We start from the raw sequence: 17684 nt of genomic DNA, 5'->3' as shown, positions 1-17684 counted from the left end.
GGCGGGACGGTTACCAGCGATACTTGGCGCGCAGACGTTTGCGCAACAGCACCGAACTGGCGGCCAAAGAAGCGACGAGAACGAGGAACACAAAGACGGAGCCGTATTGCGCACGCTCCGAGTATTCGTTTTGTGGGATCTTGGCGGCGAGGGTGTAGATGTGATACGGCAGCGCCTGGACGGACTCGGTGAAGATGCCGAGGAAGCGTGACACGCTCTGCTCCCAATGCGCGAAGATGGACGCGTCCGCAGGCAGCGGCGGCAAGTCTTTCTGCCAGGGCAGCTTGTCTTTGAAGGCCAGCGCGGCGGTGAACATGATCGGGGCCGTCTCACCGGCCGCACGAGCGATGCCGAGGATGCTGGAGGTCAAAATGCCGGGCGTGGCGAAAGGCAGCACGCTGTAACGAATCGTCTGCCAGCGCGTGGCGCCGAGTGCCATCGAAGTCTCGCGGAACCCCTGCGGCACCGCTTGAAGGCACTGCTCGCTGGCGGTGATGATGACGGGCAGGATGACGAAGGCGAGTGTGAAACCGCCTGACAGCACGCAGGTGTCCCAGCCTTCGAAGCTGAGCGTGGTGAAGCCGAGTGGAATGGCGAAGACGGAGCGATCCGCCGGCACATCGACAAACACCGGAGCGGTCAAAACGAAGGCTCCGAGGCCGAAGAGGCCGAAAACGACGGAGGGAACACCCGCGAGGTTCAAAATAGCCAGGCGCACGAGTTCGAGAAATTTGCCGTGCTTCGCATACTCACTCAGATAAATCGCGCAGGCGACGCCGAGGAACAACGCGACGCCGACACTGACGATGACGAGCAACGCGGTACCAACAATCGGCCCCAGGATGCCACCACCGGAGTAGGCGATGGTTTTTTCGGAGCGGAAGTTGTCGCCGAGCTTCTTTTTGATGGCGTCGGCGCCGTTCACGCCGGTTTCGTAATGATTGCCCTGCTTGTCCTCGATGACGTGAAGCTGGGATGGCAGCTCGGTGAGGAACTGCGTGTTCACAAATGGCCACTTCGACTGGAACGTGACGGGCGCGCCTTTGATGAAGATGTGCAGCATGATCGCCAGCGTGATGATCACCACGATGTAGCTGCCCACGCGCAAGGCCCAGCGCGCGGCGGTCTCGCGCTTCTGGATGCCGGAGTTGTCGCCAGCGAAGGGATTTTCGGCGGTGGGGACGGGGTTCATGCCTTGTGGGGTTCGAAGCGGCGGGCCACGGCACGGGCGCACCAGTTGACGAGCAGCGAGATGGCAAAGAGAACGATGCCGACCATGAACAACGCCTGCCAGTGCGAGCTGCCGCGCGATACTTCGCCAAGTTCCTGCGCGATGATGCCGGTGAGCGTGTGCGCGGGCTGGAAAATGACGCCGGGACCGGCGCTGAAGTCGGGAATGGCGATACGGTTCCCCGCGACGAGCAGCACGACCATCGTTTCACCGATCACACGGCCCAGACCGAGCAGGATGGCAGAGAGAATGCCGGAGATGCCCGCCGGCACGATGACGCGGAAGACGGTTTGCAGTTTCGTGGCTCCCAAGGCGTCGGAGGCGTCGATGTAGGCACGTGGCACGTTGTTGAGCGCGTCTTCGGAGAGGCTGAACATCGTGGGCACGGCCATAAAGGCGAGCAGGCAGCCCGCGTTGAACATATTAAGGCGTTCCTGGATCGGGAAGCCGGGCACCCATTGCAGCCAGCTCACTTCGCTGAAGTCCTTGATCAAATTGCCCACGAGCGAAATGCCGATGAAGCCGAGCACGACAGACGGTATGGCCTGGATGAACTCGATGATGGGTTTGATGATCTCCTTTTCGCGCTCGGAGGCGAACTGGTTCGTGTAGATGGCAGCAATGACGCTGATCGGCGTGGCGATGAGAATGGCGATGAGTGCGATGACGAGAGAACCCGTCAGCAGCGGCACGAAGCCGAAGAAGTCCTGCCAGGAGCTGTTCGTGATCCACTGGGAGCCGAAGAAGAACGCGGCGATGACGCTGATCATCGAAACGGGCTTGTCCGAACGCCATTGGTCGAGGTTTGCAGCGGCTTTGCGCATTTCCTTCACATGCACGGGCAGTTTGGCGCGCACTTCGGCGAGCATGGCCGTGGCGGCGGGTGTTCCAGCCTCCTGAGGAAGCGAGGCGGAGGCTTTTTCGGCGGCTTTGACGTAGATTTCGAGCTGCTCGCGCAATTCACCGGCGCGGGCGGTGAGTTCTTTGGTTCGTTCTTCTAAATTCACCGGTTCGGCGACGGATGCCTCGGCTTCCTCGGTGAGACTGGCTTTTTCATCAGCATTTTTTGCCTTGGCGGCGGCTTCAAGGAGGCGCTGACGGTTGGTTTCAAGAACGTGGAATTCATCAGCCTTCTCCTTGGTCTCCTGGGCATGCTCTTTGAGTTCATCGAGCACTTCTTGCAGACTTTCCGGTGCTTCTTCGAATTCCTCCTGAGCGGTGACGAGCGCTTCGAATTTCGTGCGTGCTTCGCGATCTTTGGCGGTGAAGTCGGCAGCGAGGGTTTGCAGGAAAGGCGGGAGATCGGTGACTTCGGGCGTGAGCGCGGCGAACTCAGTCTGAATCTGTTGTTTTTCCGCAGCGGTGAAAAGATCAGGGTAAACCAGCGATGCAGCGGCATCTGCGGCGGCTTTTTGCTGCTCGCGGCGCAGGATGTCGAGTTTGTCAGCGGCAGGCGGCGGGGTTTGCTCCAGAGCCTGTTCGAGTGTTTCGCGCTGCTGCGTGGCTTTTTCCTCGGCCTGGTTTTTGAGGAGAAACGCGGCGTCACGGCGGTCGCGGGCGGTTTTGCCAAGGGTGTCGAGCGAACCGCTCACCGACTGACGCAGACTGCTGGAGAGCGACTGGTGCTCCTTGAGCGGCTTGTCGATGATGTCACAGAACTCAAGACCGGCGCGACGGTAGGTGACGAGTTCGTTGCGATAGGTGGGCAGGAAGTCGATGCCCTCGCGCAGGAGGAAGATCATGATGAGCACCAGCACGATGACGGCGGTGCTGGCGTTCAAGCCAAAGAAATACTTGATGATCTGTTGAGGATCCATTCCCAGCACGGTGCGTTTGCGGTTCCTGACGAGCAGGGTGCGCAACGGGGGCCGAGAGGGTGACTCAGAACTGTCCATGCAGGTTATTTCAGCCCTCTAAACAAGAATCCGGCGAAGAGAAGCCATTTTCTCCATCGCCGGATTTTAAGAAGGGTCAACCAACGATTGTTTCACTTAGTTCACGAGCACGAAGCCGGCCTTGGTGATGATGGCGGCTCCAGCAGGGCTGCGGCAGAAGTCGATGAACTCCTTGGTGGTGCCGGTGGGCTCGCCATTCGTGTAGAGGAAGGTGGGGCGGGCAAGCACGTAGCTCTTCACGGCGGCAGGGTTGGGCGAAGCGCCGTCGATGGAGACGACTTTGATGCCTTTGGCACCAGCGTAAGCATAGCCGATGTAACCGATGCCGTTCGCGTTGGAGGCCACTTCGGAGACGATCTGCTCGTTGCCGGCCATTTTCTGGCTGTTGGAGCCGTATTCGCGGCCTTTCATGGCCATGGTCATGAAGTCCTTGTAGGTGCCGGAGGAGGTGTTGCGGGTGTAAACGGAGATCGGGCCGGGGGTGCCGCCGACTTCGCTCCAGTCCTTGATATCACCGGCGAAGATCTGCATGATTTGCTTCTTTTTGAGGTCGGCGACGGGGTTGTTCTTGTTCACCACGACGGTGATCATGTCCCAGGCGATCTCGATCTCGTTGATGTCGATGCCCTTGCTGCGGCAGAGCGTGCGCTCGTCAGCCTTGATCTTGCGGGAGGACATGCCGATCTCGGCGGTGCCGGCGGCGAGATTGGTGAAGGCGGTGGAGGAGCCTTCGGCGGCGATGTCGAAGCTGACCTTGCCGCCTTGCTTCTTGAAGCCTTCCGCAAGTGCGGGAACAAGCTTGGCGCCCAGCGTGTCGGAACCACGGATGCGGAGCGTGGTCTGAGCTTGGGCGGCGAGGGAGGATGCGATGACGAGGGTCAGGGCGAGGAGTGTGCTTTTCATGGAGTTGGAATAGACGGGGTGTCGGAGAGTGCTGCGTCTCGTGAATCGTGAAAGTTGTCAAATGTGACGAAACCGTCACATGAGCCCCTGAGGTGGAAACGTGACGGAAACGTCACCAAACATGAATGGGCATTCTGTGACGGAATCGACTAAAAAGCTCGGCCATCGGCCATGGGGCCGTCTTTCCGCAACAACATCGTCACCCAATGAAACGCATCACACCCTCTCACGGCCTCTGGCGGGCCTTTGCCACCTTTTTGGCCTTCGCCACGCTGCTACCTCCCACTCTCACGGCCAGTCCGGCGATGGAGAAGCTGTTCTACATTCTGAAGCAGAAAGGCTCGATCACAGCCGATGAGTATGACCTGCTCGTGCAAACGATGAAGGATGAGGAGCGGAATGAGCCGAAAGTGGCGAAAACGACTTCTTCCCCGGCCATCGTGCAACGCCTGGAGCAGGCCGAATCGAAGGTCGAGAACCTCGAATCGACGCTTATGAACACCAAGGGCCAGGTGGAAGAGCTCTCCCGTGTGAGTGACAACACCTCCCCTTCCACGATGAGCAAGACCGACCTCGATGCCTTGCTTTCCGACAAGTGGTATGAGCGCATCAAGGTGCGTGGTTACATTCAGAACCGCTTCATTGGTCTCATCGGCGATGGCGACAGGCCGGGCGTCCACCAGCCCAACGACGCCTTCGTGAGCGACACCCAGAGCATGGGTATCCGCCGCGGACGCCTCATCCTCAGCGGTGATGTCACGGATCACGTCTATCTTTACCTCCAGTCCGACTACATGGCAGGTGTGGGCGGCGTGAACGCGCTGCAGGCACGAGACGTGTACGCGGATGTGTCACTGGACCCCGCCCGTGAGTTCCGCGTGCGTCTGGGCCTGTCCAAGGTGCCGTATGGCTTCTCCAATCTGCAATCCTCCCAGAACCGCTATGCTTTGGAGCGTCCGGACGCGCTTAACTCCGCTGTCGAAGGCGAGCGCGACATCGGGGCCTACTTCATTTGGGCACCGTATGAGATCCGCAACCGCTTCAAAGATCTCGTAAAGGCGGGCCTGCGCGGCTCAGGCGACTACGGTGTGTTTAATGTGGGTGTCTTCAACGGCCAGGGCATCAACAACGCCGACCAAAACGGGGACATGCACTACATCGCCCGCATGGCGTGGCCTTTCCAGTTCGACAACGGGCAGATCCTCGAAGTCGGTGCCAGCTACTACAGCGGCCGGTACGTCCCAACCACGGCCGCGATGGGTGCGTTTGCCGCCCCTACGGTCATCGGCGGCGGTGGCGTGAAGGACACCCGCACGGCCATCAATGCCATCCTCTATCCGCAGCCCTTCGGCCTGGAAGCCGAGTGGACCTGGGGCGAGGGCCCGCAGCTCAGCGACGATCTGCGCACCATCAGCAGCGCGTCTCTGAACGGCGGCTTCGTGCAGGCGGTGTACCGCCACGTCTTCCCAAACCAGTCGGAACTGCTTCCGTTTGTCCGCTGGCAGCATTTCGACGGGGCCCGCAAATTCGCCACCAATGCGCCGAAAACCAATGTCGATGAATTCGCCGTCGGCTTGGAATACATCCCCTACCCCGAACTGGAGCTGACACTCATGTACTCCCAGGGCACACGCACGAACACGACGGACAACCCCGCCGGTGCCGGTGCCCGTTACCGCGACGTGAATTACTCCTACCTCGGAATCCAGGCGCAGATCAATTTCTAACGGCGGCGTGAGTCTCTCACGCCACCGTCTTCATGCATGGTCAGGTTGGCAAAAGGGCCGGGCACACTGCGAGGTGTGCCCGGCCTGATTGTTTTTCGACAGGGGCGGGACAGGCAGGATGCAGAGTTGATTCGCGGAAGGTTATCCTCTACTCTCGGCCCTCGCAGACAGCTCTGCGGCCTCCATGGACACCCTTCTCCAGCAGATTTTTTACGTCGCGGCGGCGGTCGTGTTCGCCATTGCCTGCCGCAGTTTTGACAACCGCTTCATTCAGAAGCTCGGCTGGCTCTCACTGCTGGCCGCCTCCTACCTCAGCGGCTATTTCCTGACCGGCACACACGTTGGCGGCGGCATTTTCATCGGCGCGTGGTTCATGATGCCCTGGCTGGAGATCATCTTCCGCGTGCGCAAGCTGCGCTTCCCCATCAAAAGCGAGATCAAGCATCGCTTCCCGCCTTCCCGCGAGATTTTTCCCGAACTGGACGACCTGAGCCGCGAGGCCGAAGACGCGGGCTTCACCGAGGTGGGAGACACTGGCTGGAAGTGGAGCCAGACCGACCACTTCATGCGCCTCTTTTATCATGCGGAGCAGCGCACGCAGGCCGCGATCGCCCTCGCTCAGCAGGGAGATTTTGGCTTTTCCTACGTCAGCCTTACCACCCGGACCAAGGACGGCACCACTTTCACGACGACGAACTACCCCTTCGCCGCCACGATGAAGCACTCGCCCAAACAAAGGCTGAACCGCTACACGCACGCCGCCTCCTTTGAGGATCTGCTGGCCCGTCACGAGGATTTTGTTCACAGCCAGGGCGTCGGGGACGAAAACCTCGCGCTCCAGGACACAGAATTCCTCCACGCCTACATCGAGCGGGACATGAGCGCCCAGATCGACCACAACATCAATGCCGGCGTCATCGAACCCACCGGCAACGGCGAGTTCCGCTACTCCTGGCGCGGCTGCATCTTCCTCTACTGGCAGGTGCTGAAGGACATGATCCGGGTGTGAGCCGCGAAAGGCTCACAGCAGGCACTCCGCGATCTGCACCGCGTTCAGCGCGGCTCCTTTGAGGAGCTGGTCACCCACGACCCAGAAGGCCAGGCCGTTGTCGAGAGCGCAGTCCATGCGGAGGCGGCCGACGGCGCAGTTGTCGCGACCGGCGATGTCGAGGGCGAGCGGATAGACCTTGTTCGCCGGATCGTCGAGGATGTCGAGACCTGGAGCCTTGCTGAGCACTTCACGCGCGGCTTCGACCGTGACGGGCTTTTCAAACTCGGCGCTGATAGCGATGCTGTGGGCACGGAAGACGGGGATGCGCACGCAGGTCACGGAAGCGCGGAACTTGTCGTGGTGCATGATCTTGCGGCCTTCGTTCTCCATCTTCATCTCTTCCTTCGTGTAGCCGCTGTCGAGGAAGCTATCGACCTGCGGGATGGCGTTGAAGGCGATCTGGTGCGGATAGACGTGCGGCTTGCTGTCGAGCTTTGCGGCGTCCCAGGCGCGGTTTTGGCTGGCCCACTCGCGGGATTGGTTCGCCAGCTCTTCGATGGCCTGCGCTCCGGTGCCGGAGACAGCCTGGTAGCTGGAGGCAAAGATGCGCTTCACACCAAAGGCCTGGTGCAACGGATACAACGCCATCAGCGAGATCGCGGTGGTGCAGTTCGGGTTCGCGATGATGCCCTTGTGCAGTTTCACGTCGGCGGCGTTGATTTCCGGCACCACGAGCGGCGTGTTCGGATCCTGGCGGAAGTAGGAGGAGTTGTCCACGACCACCGCGCCCGCTTTGACGGCATGCGGCGCAAAATCACGCGAGATGCCACCACCAGCGCTGAACAGCGCGATGTCGATGCCCTTGAATGAATCCGGCGTGAGTTCCTGAATCGTGATGTCTTCACCCTTGAACTTCAGCTTCTTCCCGGCGCTGCGTGCGGAGGCGAGGAGGGTAAGCTGGCCGACGGGGAACTGGCGCTGTTCGAGGCAACGGATCATCTCCGCGCCCACAGCGCCCGTGGCTCCGACGATGGCGACGTTCTTCAGGGTGCTCATGGTATCAGGGTTGGGGGGTTAAAAAGGGCCGCGATACTACGGGCAGGCGGGCCGGATGCAAGGGCGGGAAAGGCGCTTGCCTGAAAGCCTTTCAACGGCTGAAATCAGCTACCATGATCACCCTGGAGGCCATCCTCGCGGACATCACCACGCTCGACGTGGATGCCATCGTGAATGCGGCCAACACTTCGCTGATGGGCGGTGGAGGCGTGGACGGGGCGATTCATCGGGCCGCCGGGCATGAACTGGTCGCGGAATGCATGACTTTAAACGGCTGTCGCACTGGCGAGGCGAAGATCACGCAGGGTTACCGCCTCACGGCGAGGCATGTCATCCACACCGTGGGGCCTGTCTTCCGTGGCGGCGGCAATGGGGAAGCGGAGTTGTTGCGGTCGTGCTATCGGAACTCGCTGAAGCTTGCCGCAGAACACGGACTGCAAAGCATCGCCTTTCCGTGCATCTCGACCGGTGTGTATGGCTACCCGGCGGATGACGCGGCGGCCATTGCCGTGAAGACAGTGGTTCAGTTCATGAACAATCCTTCATCCATCCAACGCGTGATCTTCTGCTGCTTCTCGGACCAGGACCGGCGGCGCTACGAAACCCTGATCGGAGGCGGCACGAGCCAGCCATGACTCACGCGCCTCCACCACCTCGCCGTCACGGATTCCGTGTGTCCTTCTGGGATGCTTTGATCCTGCTGCTGGGCCTCGGTCTCACGTTCTGGCTCAGGGCGCAGGATTTTCCGCTGTGGTGGATCGTGCCGATGGTCGTGGGGCATTTCTTCCTCTTCTGCAATGTGTTCCGGGTGTGGTGGCGGCTGGAGCTGTCCTGGGCGGCGGCTTTTGTGATGATGGTCGGAATTCATCTGGCCGCAGGCCACACCGGCTGGCTGTCACCCCTGATCATGCAGACGCCGATGACGCTGTTCGTTGTGTGGCTGCAATTGCGCTCACCCTGGTATCACGGCATTTTGGCCCGGCGAATGAATCCGCGCCTGAATGAGTTCTTGAACGGCATGCTCTGACTTTCCACGTCACATCCACCCTCCACTCCTCCTCACACATGTTCGGCCTTCGATTCATCAAGATCCCTCCCACCACGCATGTCATTCAACACAGCGGTGGCAAAATCGTCCGCGAAGGCGCGGGGATTTCGTTCTTTTACTACTCGCCCACGACCTCGCTCGTCGCGGTGCCGGTGGGGAGCACGGATGTGCCGTTCATCTTTGAGGAGCAGACGGTGGATTATCAAAGCGTGAGCCTCCAGGGGCAGATCACCTACCGCATCGCGGAGCCGAAGAAGGTCGCGGGCCTGATGGACTTCACGCTGGCAGCGAACGGTCGCGGTTATGCCTCGGAAGACCCGGAGAAGCTGCCGCAGCGCGTGATCAACCTCGTGCATGTACTGGCGCGAGCGGAGATCGAGAAACTGCCGCTGCGTCAGGCCTTGCGGGCCTCGGAGCCGCTCGTGACGGCGATTCGCGGCCAGCTTGGCACTTCTGCGGAGCTTGCCGCACTGGGGCTGGAGGTGCTGGGACTTTCTCTGCTGGCGATCAAGCCCACGCCGGAGACAGCGCGCGCTTTGGAGGCCGAGACACGAGAACAGCTCCTCAAGGGCGCGGACGAGGCCATTTTCATGCGTCGCAACGCCGCCGTCGAACAGGAGCGCGCGATCAAGGAGAACGAACTGAACACGGAGATCGCCGTGGAGAACAAGAAACGGCAGATCCGCGAGACGCAGATGGACGCGGAGAAGGCCGTGCAGGAGAAACAGGCGCAACTGGAGCGCGCGCAGCTCGAAACGAACATCGGACTCGAGCAAGAGCGCAAGAAGCTGGTGGCGCTGGCGGCGGAGAACGCGCGGTCGGAGTCGGACACCCGCGCCTACGGCATCTCGACCACCATGCAGGCGCTCTCGAGCGCGGACGCGAGCGTGTTGCAGGCGCTGGCGACCTCCGGCATGAAGCCGCAGCAGCTCATCGCCTTCGCCTTCCAGGAACTGGCCGCCAAGGCGGACAAGATCGGCAATCTGAACATCTCGCCGGACCTGCTCAGCGAGCTGCTGGCGAATCCAGGATCGAAGAAATGAATTTTGCACCGCAGAGGCCGGGAGAACGCGGAGATTGGGATGTCTGATCGGCGGTGTTCACCGTCTGCCGTCACTGGCTCGGCAAGGCCAGTCCGGCTTCGCCGTGGAAACATCGCCTCGGGGGGCAGGTTCGACGAAGCCCCCGAAATCTCTCCCCGAGACGGGACTTCCGGCAGCGTGGCGGAGGCATCCGCTCTGGGCTTGAGCAAGTTTGCAGCCTGACGTCATTTCCCGGGAGGGCAGGTCATCACCGTCCGCCACCAGCAGTCGCCAAAAAAATCGTCCGGGCAACCACAGGCTGTGGTGGCTCCAGCGGTTCCAGCGGTGGTTCGGGTGGTAACTCCCCGCCTTTGAGCACAGCCCAGATGGACGAGGCGAAAAACGCCGCCGTGAACTACAAGGAAGGCTACCCGAAAGCGCCGCCGCCGGAGATGGTGGCCAAGCTTTCACGCCTGAGCACCTCTCAGCGCGAGGACATCAACCGCACCATGTTCGGCTATCGCAATCAAGGCCTCGGCCTGGACGAACGCCGCAAGATCTATGAGAACCTGGTAGATCGGTCGATCCGGCGGTAGGCGGTGATCCCAGACTTACCCAAACAGTCCCAGGACCGGCTTGCCGGTGGAGAAGGGCGGGCGGGAGAGGCCGGTGTTCATGCCGAGGTCGTTCAGGGGCACGCCCAGAGCATGGAGCACAGTGGCGTGGAGATCCTGAACGGTCACGGGATCGCTTATTGGAGCGGAGGCCGTTTTGTCGGACTCGCCGTAGATGGCACCGCCGCGAATGCCGCAACCGGCGACGATGGCGGAGAAGCACTTCGGCCAGTGCTGGCGTCCGGGAGGCCCCTTGGTCAGGATGATCGGCGTGCGTCCGAATTCGCCGACGGCGACAACGAGCGTGTCTTCGAGCAGGCCGCGCTGCTTGAGATCGGTGAGGAGCGCGGAGAGCGCCTGGTCGAGACGTGGCAGGCAGAAGTTCATGCCGTAGGAGCCGCCACCGAAGGCGTTGCCCATGCCCATGTTGCCGCCGTGCATGTCCCAGCTTGAGCTGGGCGGCCCGCCGCCTTTTTCATCCGGCGCGGCACCGACCCAGCCATTCACCGTGATGAAGCGCACGCCCGCCTCCACCATGCGCCGGGCGAGCAGAAGATTCTGACCGAGCGGGTGCATGCCGTAGCGCTCGCGCACGGCCAGCGGCTCGTCCTTCAAATCAAAAGCCTTCCTGCCTTCCGGTCGGGTCATGGAGTCGTAGGCTTTCTCGCGCAATTCGTTCCAATCCTTGCCCTGCGGATTGTCCGCGAGGAGCTTGGATTCGAGATCGGCGAGCAGTTTGCGCCGTTCCCACAGACGCTCGGGATCGCCCATGTTATAAATCTCCGGTGGCTGGAAATTCGGCATCGCAGGATGGTTGTCAGCGGAACCGATGAACACCGGCGCGTGCGCGGAGCCGAGGTAGCCGCCGGAGCCGATGTTCGGCGCACAGAAGACCGGCTGACCCACGCATTTGATGAGCCAGGCGTTGGAGACGAGATTCTCCTCGCTCGGCAGATGCTTCGCCACCACGGAACCGAGATAGGGCAGGCCGTCGGGCTCGCCCTGCTTGACGCGTTCGATCAACTGCCCGCTGAGCAGGTTGTGCATCGCGTCGAAGTGATTGCTGATCGGTCCTGGGTGCGTCATCGAGCGGATGAGGCAGAAGTGATCGGTCACCTTCGCGAGCATCGGGTGCAGTTCGCTCAAGTGCATACCCGGCACCTTGGTGCGGATCGGCTTGTAGGGGCCACGAATCTCGGACGGCGCGTCCGGCTTCAGGTCCCATGTGTCGATCTGGCTCGGGCCGCCGCACAGCAACAGAAAGATGCAGCGCTTCTTCGAGGCCACCGCCTTGCCTGCGGCGTCCAGCTTGTCCTTCCCGACGACCAGTCCTGGAATGGCGAGGTTCAGAGCGCCGATGCCACCGGCTTGAAGAAACCGGCGACGCGAACTCGGGAGGAGATTCATAAACAGTGGCTGTTTGGGATGAACGGGATGTTGCCGCAGGCAGCATGCCCCGCACAGACTCCGAGGCCGGAGAACTACGGCGGCACCGGCCCGGATTTCTCATCCCGGTACGGAAAGACCGCATCGCAGGGACGGTGTTGATTGCACCACGAGAGGTAAGAAGACCGCAGAGAATACCAAAATGGATTTCTCTGCGGTCTTCTAAACTCTGCGGTGTTTACGGCTTGGAAGGCACAGAGAAGCGTTTGACCTCCGCAGCCATGGACTCAGCGTGGAAGTTGAGACAGATCCCTTCTTCGATTCTTGCGGCTTTGAGCAATGAGCGCTGACGGGCAAGGTGGATCGGCTCGATCTTCTTTGCGCAGACGCTGGCGATCATGAGTCGACCTTCGACCACCAGCGGGATTTCTTTGGCGCTGGGGATGAGTTGTTCGCGGTAGAGCAGGTTGGCGGGAAGTCTTTGCTCGATTCTCAAGCCTCGCAGCTTCATCTCATGAGCCAAGGCTGCCTCGTAAGCACTGCGGAGCAGACCTTGGCCGAGAAGATGTTGCACTTCGAGCGCAGCATCAATGACCTCGTAGGAGAGATCATCCATCGCCTCACTGGTGGAGGTTGGGAGACGCGGCGTGGGCAATGGCGAACTGCTGTTGGCTCGGCGGACGATTCCATCCCGCAGCACGAGACTGCCAAAGTTCATGAGCAGCCCGAGCTTGAGCCGCGCCAGCCGCAGGTAGGTAATGAGTTGTGCTTCATGCAGTGGATGCAGTTTATCGACTGCTTTGAGCTCCAACAGCAGCCAGCCCGCGACGACGAGGTCCATGCGGTAGCCGCAGTCCAGCTTCGTGCCTTTGTAGATCAGCGGCAGAGGCACCTGGCATTCGTGTTCGATGCCCATCGCCATCAGCTCCAGATGCAGCGCGCGTTCGTAATCCGCCTCATCCAGCCCCGGCCCGAACTCCCGATGCACGGCAATCGCCGCGCCGATGACTTGCCCGGTCAGATCCGAGCCGAGGTTTTCATGCTGGGTTTTCATGCACAGAATTTCACACCGCAAGAGATCAGAAGACCGCAGAGAATACCATTTCAAATTTCATCTCTGCGGTCTTCTAACCTCTGCGGTGTTAAAATGCTGGGTGGCTGTCATGGCGAAAGAGTCGAAAAGACAAATCGAAGCAGCACACCGAACCACGATGGAAGCAATCCGAGTGGTCGTTTGTCAGCCAGTTGCAGCCTGACGTCATTTCCCAGTATCATCCGGCCTTCGCTGGCGGTCTGCGATGCCGTTTGTTTCCCAGTTAATATGGCTAGATAGTCCCTCTAAATCTGGGAATAGAGTTCTGCGGGAAATACCCACCTTAGCCAACTCTCGAAGTAGAAGTGGCTTTAGCTTCGCTTCCACTCGAACGGCTCTCAAATTCATACCCTGTGGCACTTCGCGCTCCAAATCGTCGATCCAAACACGCTGGTTTTGCGGAATTTCAGTTGGCTCTAACGGTGCAAGTGGGTTGGGATGATACGTGAAGACGCCACCTTGAGCTGCGATTCGGCGATCAAATGGTCGCGGTCGGTATAGCGCTACAACATCAAAGCTATCCAAGGCGGCCGTTTGAGCATCTACGTAAATGCTGGGCAAATAGAAAAAGACAGCGCCATCGATGTCGTGAGCCTGTTCTGCGGAGAAGAACAGCGCTACAAGAGGGTTATCGGTCCAATCAAGCAGCCGGGTCGCTAAACCGTAATGTTGTGCGTACGCAAGACACTCGAAGTCGTTGCCTGGAAGCTCGTTGGATATTGCCACCGCTTGATCACGCAACTCCTTGAAGCGACCGAGATCGCTAGAAGACTGCCTTCTATTCTTCCAGTAACTAGTCGCTCGGCAGTAGTACTCCTCTCGACCTGCCTTTGGTAGCAGAGGTTTTGAACAATCGCTCTGACCACGAAAAACCCACCCAAGACCTAGGTCGTGATCAAGCGTGATGTTGTGAAGGAATTGCCCAAGGGTAACAAAGGAGGTAGGGGGAATAATCATTGATAAAGAATGTACTCGATCATCGATTCGGTTGGAATCACCCAAACAAACTCATCTGCCCTGCGTCCTCATCGCTGCGCGGCTTCTTCCGCGTCTTGGCGGGCACGCTTGTCGCCACGGGGACTTCTTTGACGCTCTCGGCGGGCTGGTGGCCGGCTTCGAGTTGCTGGAGGACTTCTTTGGCTCGGGCGATGACGTTTTCAGGCAGGCCGGCGAGGCGGGCGACTTGGATGCCGTAGCTTTTTTCGGCGCAGCCGGGGAGGATCTTGCGGAGGAAGATGATCTGCTGGTTCCACTCCTTCACGGCGACGTTGTAGTTCTTCACGGCGCTGCGGCTTTGCGCGAGCGCGGTGATCTCGTGGTAGTGCGTGGCGAAGAGGCAGCGCGCACCGATGTGGTCGTGCAGGTGCTCGGCGACGCTCCAGGCGATGCTGAGGCCGTCGAAGGTGGACGTGCCGCGGCCGATCTCGTCGAGGATGACGAGGCTGCGCTCGGTGGCGTTGTTGAGGATGAGCGCGGTTTCGTTCATCTCGACCATGAAGGTGCTCTGGCCGCGTGCGATGTCGTCGCTGGCGCCGATGCGGGTGAAGATGCGATCGACGAGGCCGATCTCCGCGCTGGCGGCGGGCAGGAAGCTGCCAATCTGCGCCATGAGCGTGAGCAGCGCGGTCATTCTCAGATACGTGCTCTTACCGGCCATGTTCGGGCCGGTGATGAGGATGAGGCGGCTTTCCTCGGGCTCCAAAGTGACGTCGTTCGGCACGAAGCGCTCGCCGCTGGTCAGATTCTGATCGAGCACGGGATGGCGACCATCGCGGATGAAAAGATTCCGCGTCTCATTGAGCACAGGGCGCGTGTAATTGAAAAGCCGAGCGGTCTCGGCGAGCGAGCCGAGTGAATCAAGCACGGCGATGGCTTCCGCGGTTTCCTGGATGTGCGCGAGGTGCTCCAAGACGCGGCTGCGCAGCTCGATGAACTGCTCGTATTCGAGCGCTTTGCTGCGCTCCTCGCTGCCGAGAATTTTGTCCTCCATACGCTTCAACTCGTCGGTGATGTAGCGCTCGCCGTTGACGGTGGTCTGCTTGCGGTGGTAGTCGGCGGGCACGCTGCCGACGTTCGCCTTGGTGATCTCGATGAAGTAACCGAAGACGGCGTTGTATTTGATCTTGAGGCTCTTGATGCCCGTGCGCTCGATCTCGCGGTTTTGCAGATCGGCGATCCACTGACGACCGAGCGTGGTGGCGTTGCGCAGTTCGTCGAGTGCGGGCAGCCAGCCTTCGCGGAAGACGCCGCCTTCTTTGATCTGCATCGGCGGCTCGTCGCAGATAGCGCGTTGGATTTCCTGACAGATGGGGGTGAGGTCGTGGAGGCGGCGACTGAGAGCGTAACGAAGTTCAGCGGTGCCTGACTCTTCATCCGATTCAGACAAGAGTGTTTTGAGTGAAGGTACGACCTCCAACGAAACCGCGAGCGCCTGCAAATCACGGCCGTTGCCGCTGCCTTGGCTGAGGCGGGAGCTGGTGCGCTCCAGATCGCGGACTTCTTTGAGCAGGGTGCGGATTTGGCCGAGCAAAATCGGTTCATCAATCAGCGCGGCGATCATATCTTGGCGCTGCGTGAGGGCATCGAGATCACGCAGTGGATGCAACACCCAGTGGCGCAGTTTGCGGGCACCCATGGGCGTGCAGGTGCGGTCGAGGGCGCTCAAAAGCGTGTGCTGCGTGCCGCCACGGGCGGTGACGAGTTCGAGGTGACTCTGGCTGGCGGCGTCGATGAGCACGACGTCGTTGGTTTGGCCGACGCGAAGGCGCTGGATGTGATCGACACTGCGGCGGAGCTGGAACTGCAGGTATTGCAGGATGCAGCCGGCGGCGCAGATGGCGGCGTTCATCCCGGTGCAGCCGAAACCATCGAGCGACTGCACTTTGAAATGCTGCGTGAGGCTGTGCTGCGCCTGATCGAGCAGGAAGAGGTAGCTTTCGATGGGCTGCGCGCTGCTAGGGCTGCCAAGGGCGTCGATCACATCGCGCTGACTGTCGCTGAAGAGCAACTCGCTGGCCTGGAGGCGCTCCAACTCGTCGGCGAGCTCGGTGGTGTCCTTGAACTCGGCGACCTCGAACTCGCCAGTGGTATGATCGACATAAGCGAGGCCGAATTTTTTGCCTTCGCGGAACACGGCGGCGAGGTAGTTCGGGCGGTTCGAGTCGAGTAGGTTGAGATCGTTGATGGTGCCCGCGCTGAGGATCTGCGACACGGCCCGCTCGACGATTTTCCCCGGCACCGGATCAGTCGTCTGCTCAGCGATGGCGACGCGTTTGCCACCTTTGATGAGCTTCGCGATGTAGCCCTGCGACGAGTGATGCGGCACGCCGCACATGGGCACGCCGTTTCGTTTCGTGAGCGCCACATTGAGGATGGGCGAGGCGGTCTTCGCATCCTCGAAGAACAGCTCATAAAAGTCACCCAGCCGGAAAAACAGCAGCACATCCTCAGGAAGCTCCCGCCGGATGGCGAGGTATTGCTTCATCATGGGAGTGGTGGCGGCGTCGGACATGGGCGTGATGGTCAAGAGGTTGTCTGGCAGGTCAAGGAGTCAAGATTGCGGGCAAGATGTGAGTCACAGGAAGTGAGGCTTGATCGTGCGCGGGGTTCCTGCCAAAATGATTTTATGACCCAGAAAAATCGCGAAGCCCTCTTTGATTTGCTCACCCTCTCGATCTATGCCGACGCGCATGTTTCGCTGACGGAGGAGAGGCTGGTGGAGTCGGCCTTTATCGCGGAGGGCTGGGATTCGGAGTATCCGAAGAGCCTGTTCATCGAGGAGTCGTTTGCACGCGCCCGGGAAGCGGCGGAGAGCGATGACGCGATGTTTGATTACATCAATGAGAAGGCACAGGTCTTCACCACGAAGGCGGCGCAGAAGGAAGTGCTCGGCGTGGTGAAGAGCATCCTCAAAAGCGATGGCGAAACGCCCGAGGAGAACGAGTTTTACAGCCTGCTGGTGCAGGCGCTGCCGAAGCCGACGAAGTAAGCGTGGCTTACTTCGTCACCGGCTCGCCGAGGTGCTTTTTGAAGAAAGCGGCGGCGATTTCAACCGTCTCGGCGCACCAGGGATCGCTCATCCAGAAGGGATGCGGGGCGTCTTTGAGCGTATGCACGGCGGTCTCGATGCCGAGGGCCTTCAATTTCTCCATCATCTCGGCACGGCCGATTTTGAGCGAGTCTTTTTCACCTTCGATGAAGATTGTGGGCGGAACTCCGGCGCGAACGTGTGTGATGGGTGACGCTGCTTTGTAGAGATCTGGTTTTTCGTCGGCACTGGCTCCGAAGAAGAGAACAGCGCCTTCATTCTTCTTTCCCGTGTTGGCGGCGATGAGGTCCTGCGTGGCGGCCATGACGATGCAGGCTTTCACGCTGCTGGACTGGTCTTTGAACGGGCCTTCACCTTCGAATTCGGCGAGGCCGGTCGTCATCGCGGTCAAACCGGAGAGATGACCACCCGCAGAGCCGCCCATGCAACCGATGCGTTCGGGATCGAGCTTCAATTCCTTTGCGTGGGCTCGCAGGCAACGCAGCGCGGCTTTGCAGTCGTGGATGGCAGCCGGGTATTTGGCTTCAGTGCTCAAACGGTAGCTCACGAGTGCGGTGACGAAGCCGCGTTGCGCGAGGCGTTCCATCATTGGTTTGTCGGCCTCGACCTGACGTGCTTTCCAGCCGCCGCCGTGGATGTCGAGGATGCATGGCCAGGTTCCTTCGGCATC

At 60.4% G+C, this 17684-nt stretch carries 16 protein-coding genes; 7 read left to right on the top strand and 9 right to left on the bottom strand.

Going from position 1 to position 17684, the window contains the following annotated elements; genetic code table 11:
- Positions 1–10 precede the first annotated feature (10 nt).
- The 3 genes from pstA to ACILSI_RS20330 all read right to left on the bottom strand — a co-directional run bounded on the left by pstA (position 11) and on the right by ACILSI_RS20330 (position 4029).
- Positions 11–1192 (bottom strand): phosphate ABC transporter permease PstA, encoded by a 1182-nt coding sequence (gene pstA, locus ACILSI_RS20340; RefSeq protein ID WP_395723748.1) that lies wholly within the window; start codon positions 1190–1192, stop codon positions 11–13.
- Positions 1189–3093: a phosphate ABC transporter permease subunit PstC gene (gene pstC / locus ACILSI_RS20335; protein ID WP_395723747.1), complete on the bottom strand. Its 1905-nt coding sequence runs from the start codon at positions 3091–3093 to the stop codon at positions 1189–1191. The genes pstA and pstC overlap by 4 nt, the downstream gene beginning before the upstream one ends.
- A 129-nt stretch (positions 3094–3222) precedes the next feature.
- Positions 3223–4029: a PstS family phosphate ABC transporter substrate-binding protein gene (locus ACILSI_RS20330; protein WP_395723746.1), complete on the bottom strand. Its 807-nt coding sequence runs from the start codon at positions 4027–4029 to the stop codon at positions 3223–3225.
- A gap of 206 nt (positions 4030–4235) precedes the next feature.
- Here ACILSI_RS20330 and ACILSI_RS20325 point away from each other — a divergent pair, with 206 nt between their 5' ends.
- The gene (locus tag ACILSI_RS20325) at positions 4236–5756 is read left to right on the top strand and encodes a porin (RefSeq protein WP_395723745.1); all 1521 of its coding nucleotides are present in this window, start codon (positions 4236–4238) and stop codon (positions 5754–5756) included.
- 184 nt (positions 5757–5940) lie between these two features.
- The gene (locus ACILSI_RS20320; protein ID WP_395723744.1) at positions 5941–6765 is read left to right on the top strand and encodes a hypothetical protein; all 825 of its coding nucleotides are present in this window, start codon (positions 5941–5943) and stop codon (positions 6763–6765) included.
- A gap of 12 nt (positions 6766–6777) precedes the next feature.
- Here the strand turns inward: ACILSI_RS20320 and ACILSI_RS20315 are convergent, their stop codons facing one another.
- Positions 6778–7803: an aspartate-semialdehyde dehydrogenase gene (locus ACILSI_RS20315; RefSeq protein WP_395723743.1), complete on the bottom strand. Its 1026-nt coding sequence runs from the start codon at positions 7801–7803 to the stop codon at positions 6778–6780.
- A 113-nt stretch (positions 7804–7916) separates the two neighbouring features.
- Between ACILSI_RS20315 and ACILSI_RS20310 the strand changes: the two genes are divergently transcribed.
- The 4 genes from ACILSI_RS20310 to ACILSI_RS20295 all read left to right on the top strand — a co-directional run bounded on the left by ACILSI_RS20310 (position 7917) and on the right by ACILSI_RS20295 (position 10469).
- Positions 7917–8438 (top strand): O-acetyl-ADP-ribose deacetylase, encoded by a 522-nt coding sequence (locus ACILSI_RS20310; protein WP_395723742.1) that lies wholly within the window; start codon positions 7917–7919, stop codon positions 8436–8438.
- Positions 8435–8830 (top strand): hypothetical protein, encoded by a 396-nt coding sequence (locus ACILSI_RS20305; protein WP_395723741.1) that lies wholly within the window; start codon positions 8435–8437, stop codon positions 8828–8830. The genes ACILSI_RS20310 and ACILSI_RS20305 overlap by 4 nt, the downstream gene beginning before the upstream one ends.
- A 38-nt stretch (positions 8831–8868) precedes the next feature.
- On the top strand, positions 8869–9894 hold the full coding sequence (locus ACILSI_RS20300; RefSeq protein ID WP_395723740.1) for an SPFH domain-containing protein: 1026 nt from the start codon (positions 8869–8871) through the stop codon (positions 9892–9894).
- Between the two features lie 365 nt (positions 9895–10259).
- Positions 10260–10469, top strand: coding sequence for a hypothetical protein (locus ACILSI_RS20295; RefSeq protein WP_395723739.1), 210 nt, complete (start codon positions 10260–10262; stop codon positions 10467–10469).
- Positions 10470–10484: 15 nt separating this feature from the next.
- Here the strand turns inward: ACILSI_RS20295 and ACILSI_RS20290 are convergent, their stop codons facing one another.
- The 4 genes from ACILSI_RS20290 to mutS form a co-directional block, all read right to left on the bottom strand.
- A complete protein-coding gene (locus ACILSI_RS20290) occupies positions 10485–11894 on the bottom strand; it encodes a DUF1501 domain-containing protein (RefSeq protein ID WP_395723738.1) in 1410 nt (469 codons plus the stop codon).
- Between the two features lie 217 nt (positions 11895–12111).
- Positions 12112–12927: a GxxExxY protein gene (locus ACILSI_RS20285; RefSeq protein ID WP_395723737.1), complete on the bottom strand. Its 816-nt coding sequence runs from the start codon at positions 12925–12927 to the stop codon at positions 12112–12114.
- 204 nt (positions 12928–13131) lie between these two features.
- The gene (locus ACILSI_RS20280) at positions 13132–13923 is read right to left on the bottom strand and encodes an FRG domain-containing protein (RefSeq protein WP_395723736.1); all 792 of its coding nucleotides are present in this window, start codon (positions 13921–13923) and stop codon (positions 13132–13134) included.
- A 37-nt stretch (positions 13924–13960) separates the two neighbouring features.
- Complete coding sequence (gene mutS / locus ACILSI_RS20275) at positions 13961–16477, bottom strand: DNA mismatch repair protein MutS (RefSeq protein WP_395723735.1); 2517 nt, start codon at positions 16475–16477, stop codon at positions 13961–13963.
- A gap of 114 nt (positions 16478–16591) precedes the next feature.
- Here mutS and ACILSI_RS20270 point away from each other — a divergent pair, with 114 nt between their 5' ends.
- Positions 16592–16954, top strand: a complete 363-nt coding sequence (locus tag ACILSI_RS20270; RefSeq protein ID WP_395723734.1) for a hypothetical protein — start codon at positions 16592–16594, stop codon at positions 16952–16954.
- 7 nt (positions 16955–16961) lie between these two features.
- On the opposite strand, the gene ACILSI_RS20265 is transcribed toward ACILSI_RS20270, so the two are convergent.
- The coding region (locus tag ACILSI_RS20265; protein WP_395723733.1) for an alpha/beta hydrolase fold domain-containing protein at positions 16962–17684 on the bottom strand (723 nt) is incomplete at its 5' end.

It is taken from the genome of Prosthecobacter sp. (genome assembly GCF_044232965.1).
Taxonomy (GTDB): Bacteria; Verrucomicrobiota; Verrucomicrobiia; order Verrucomicrobiales; family Verrucomicrobiaceae; genus Prosthecobacter.
The sequence above is the reverse complement of the archived record's forward strand: the minus strand, read 5'-3'. Positions and strand labels throughout refer to the sequence as shown.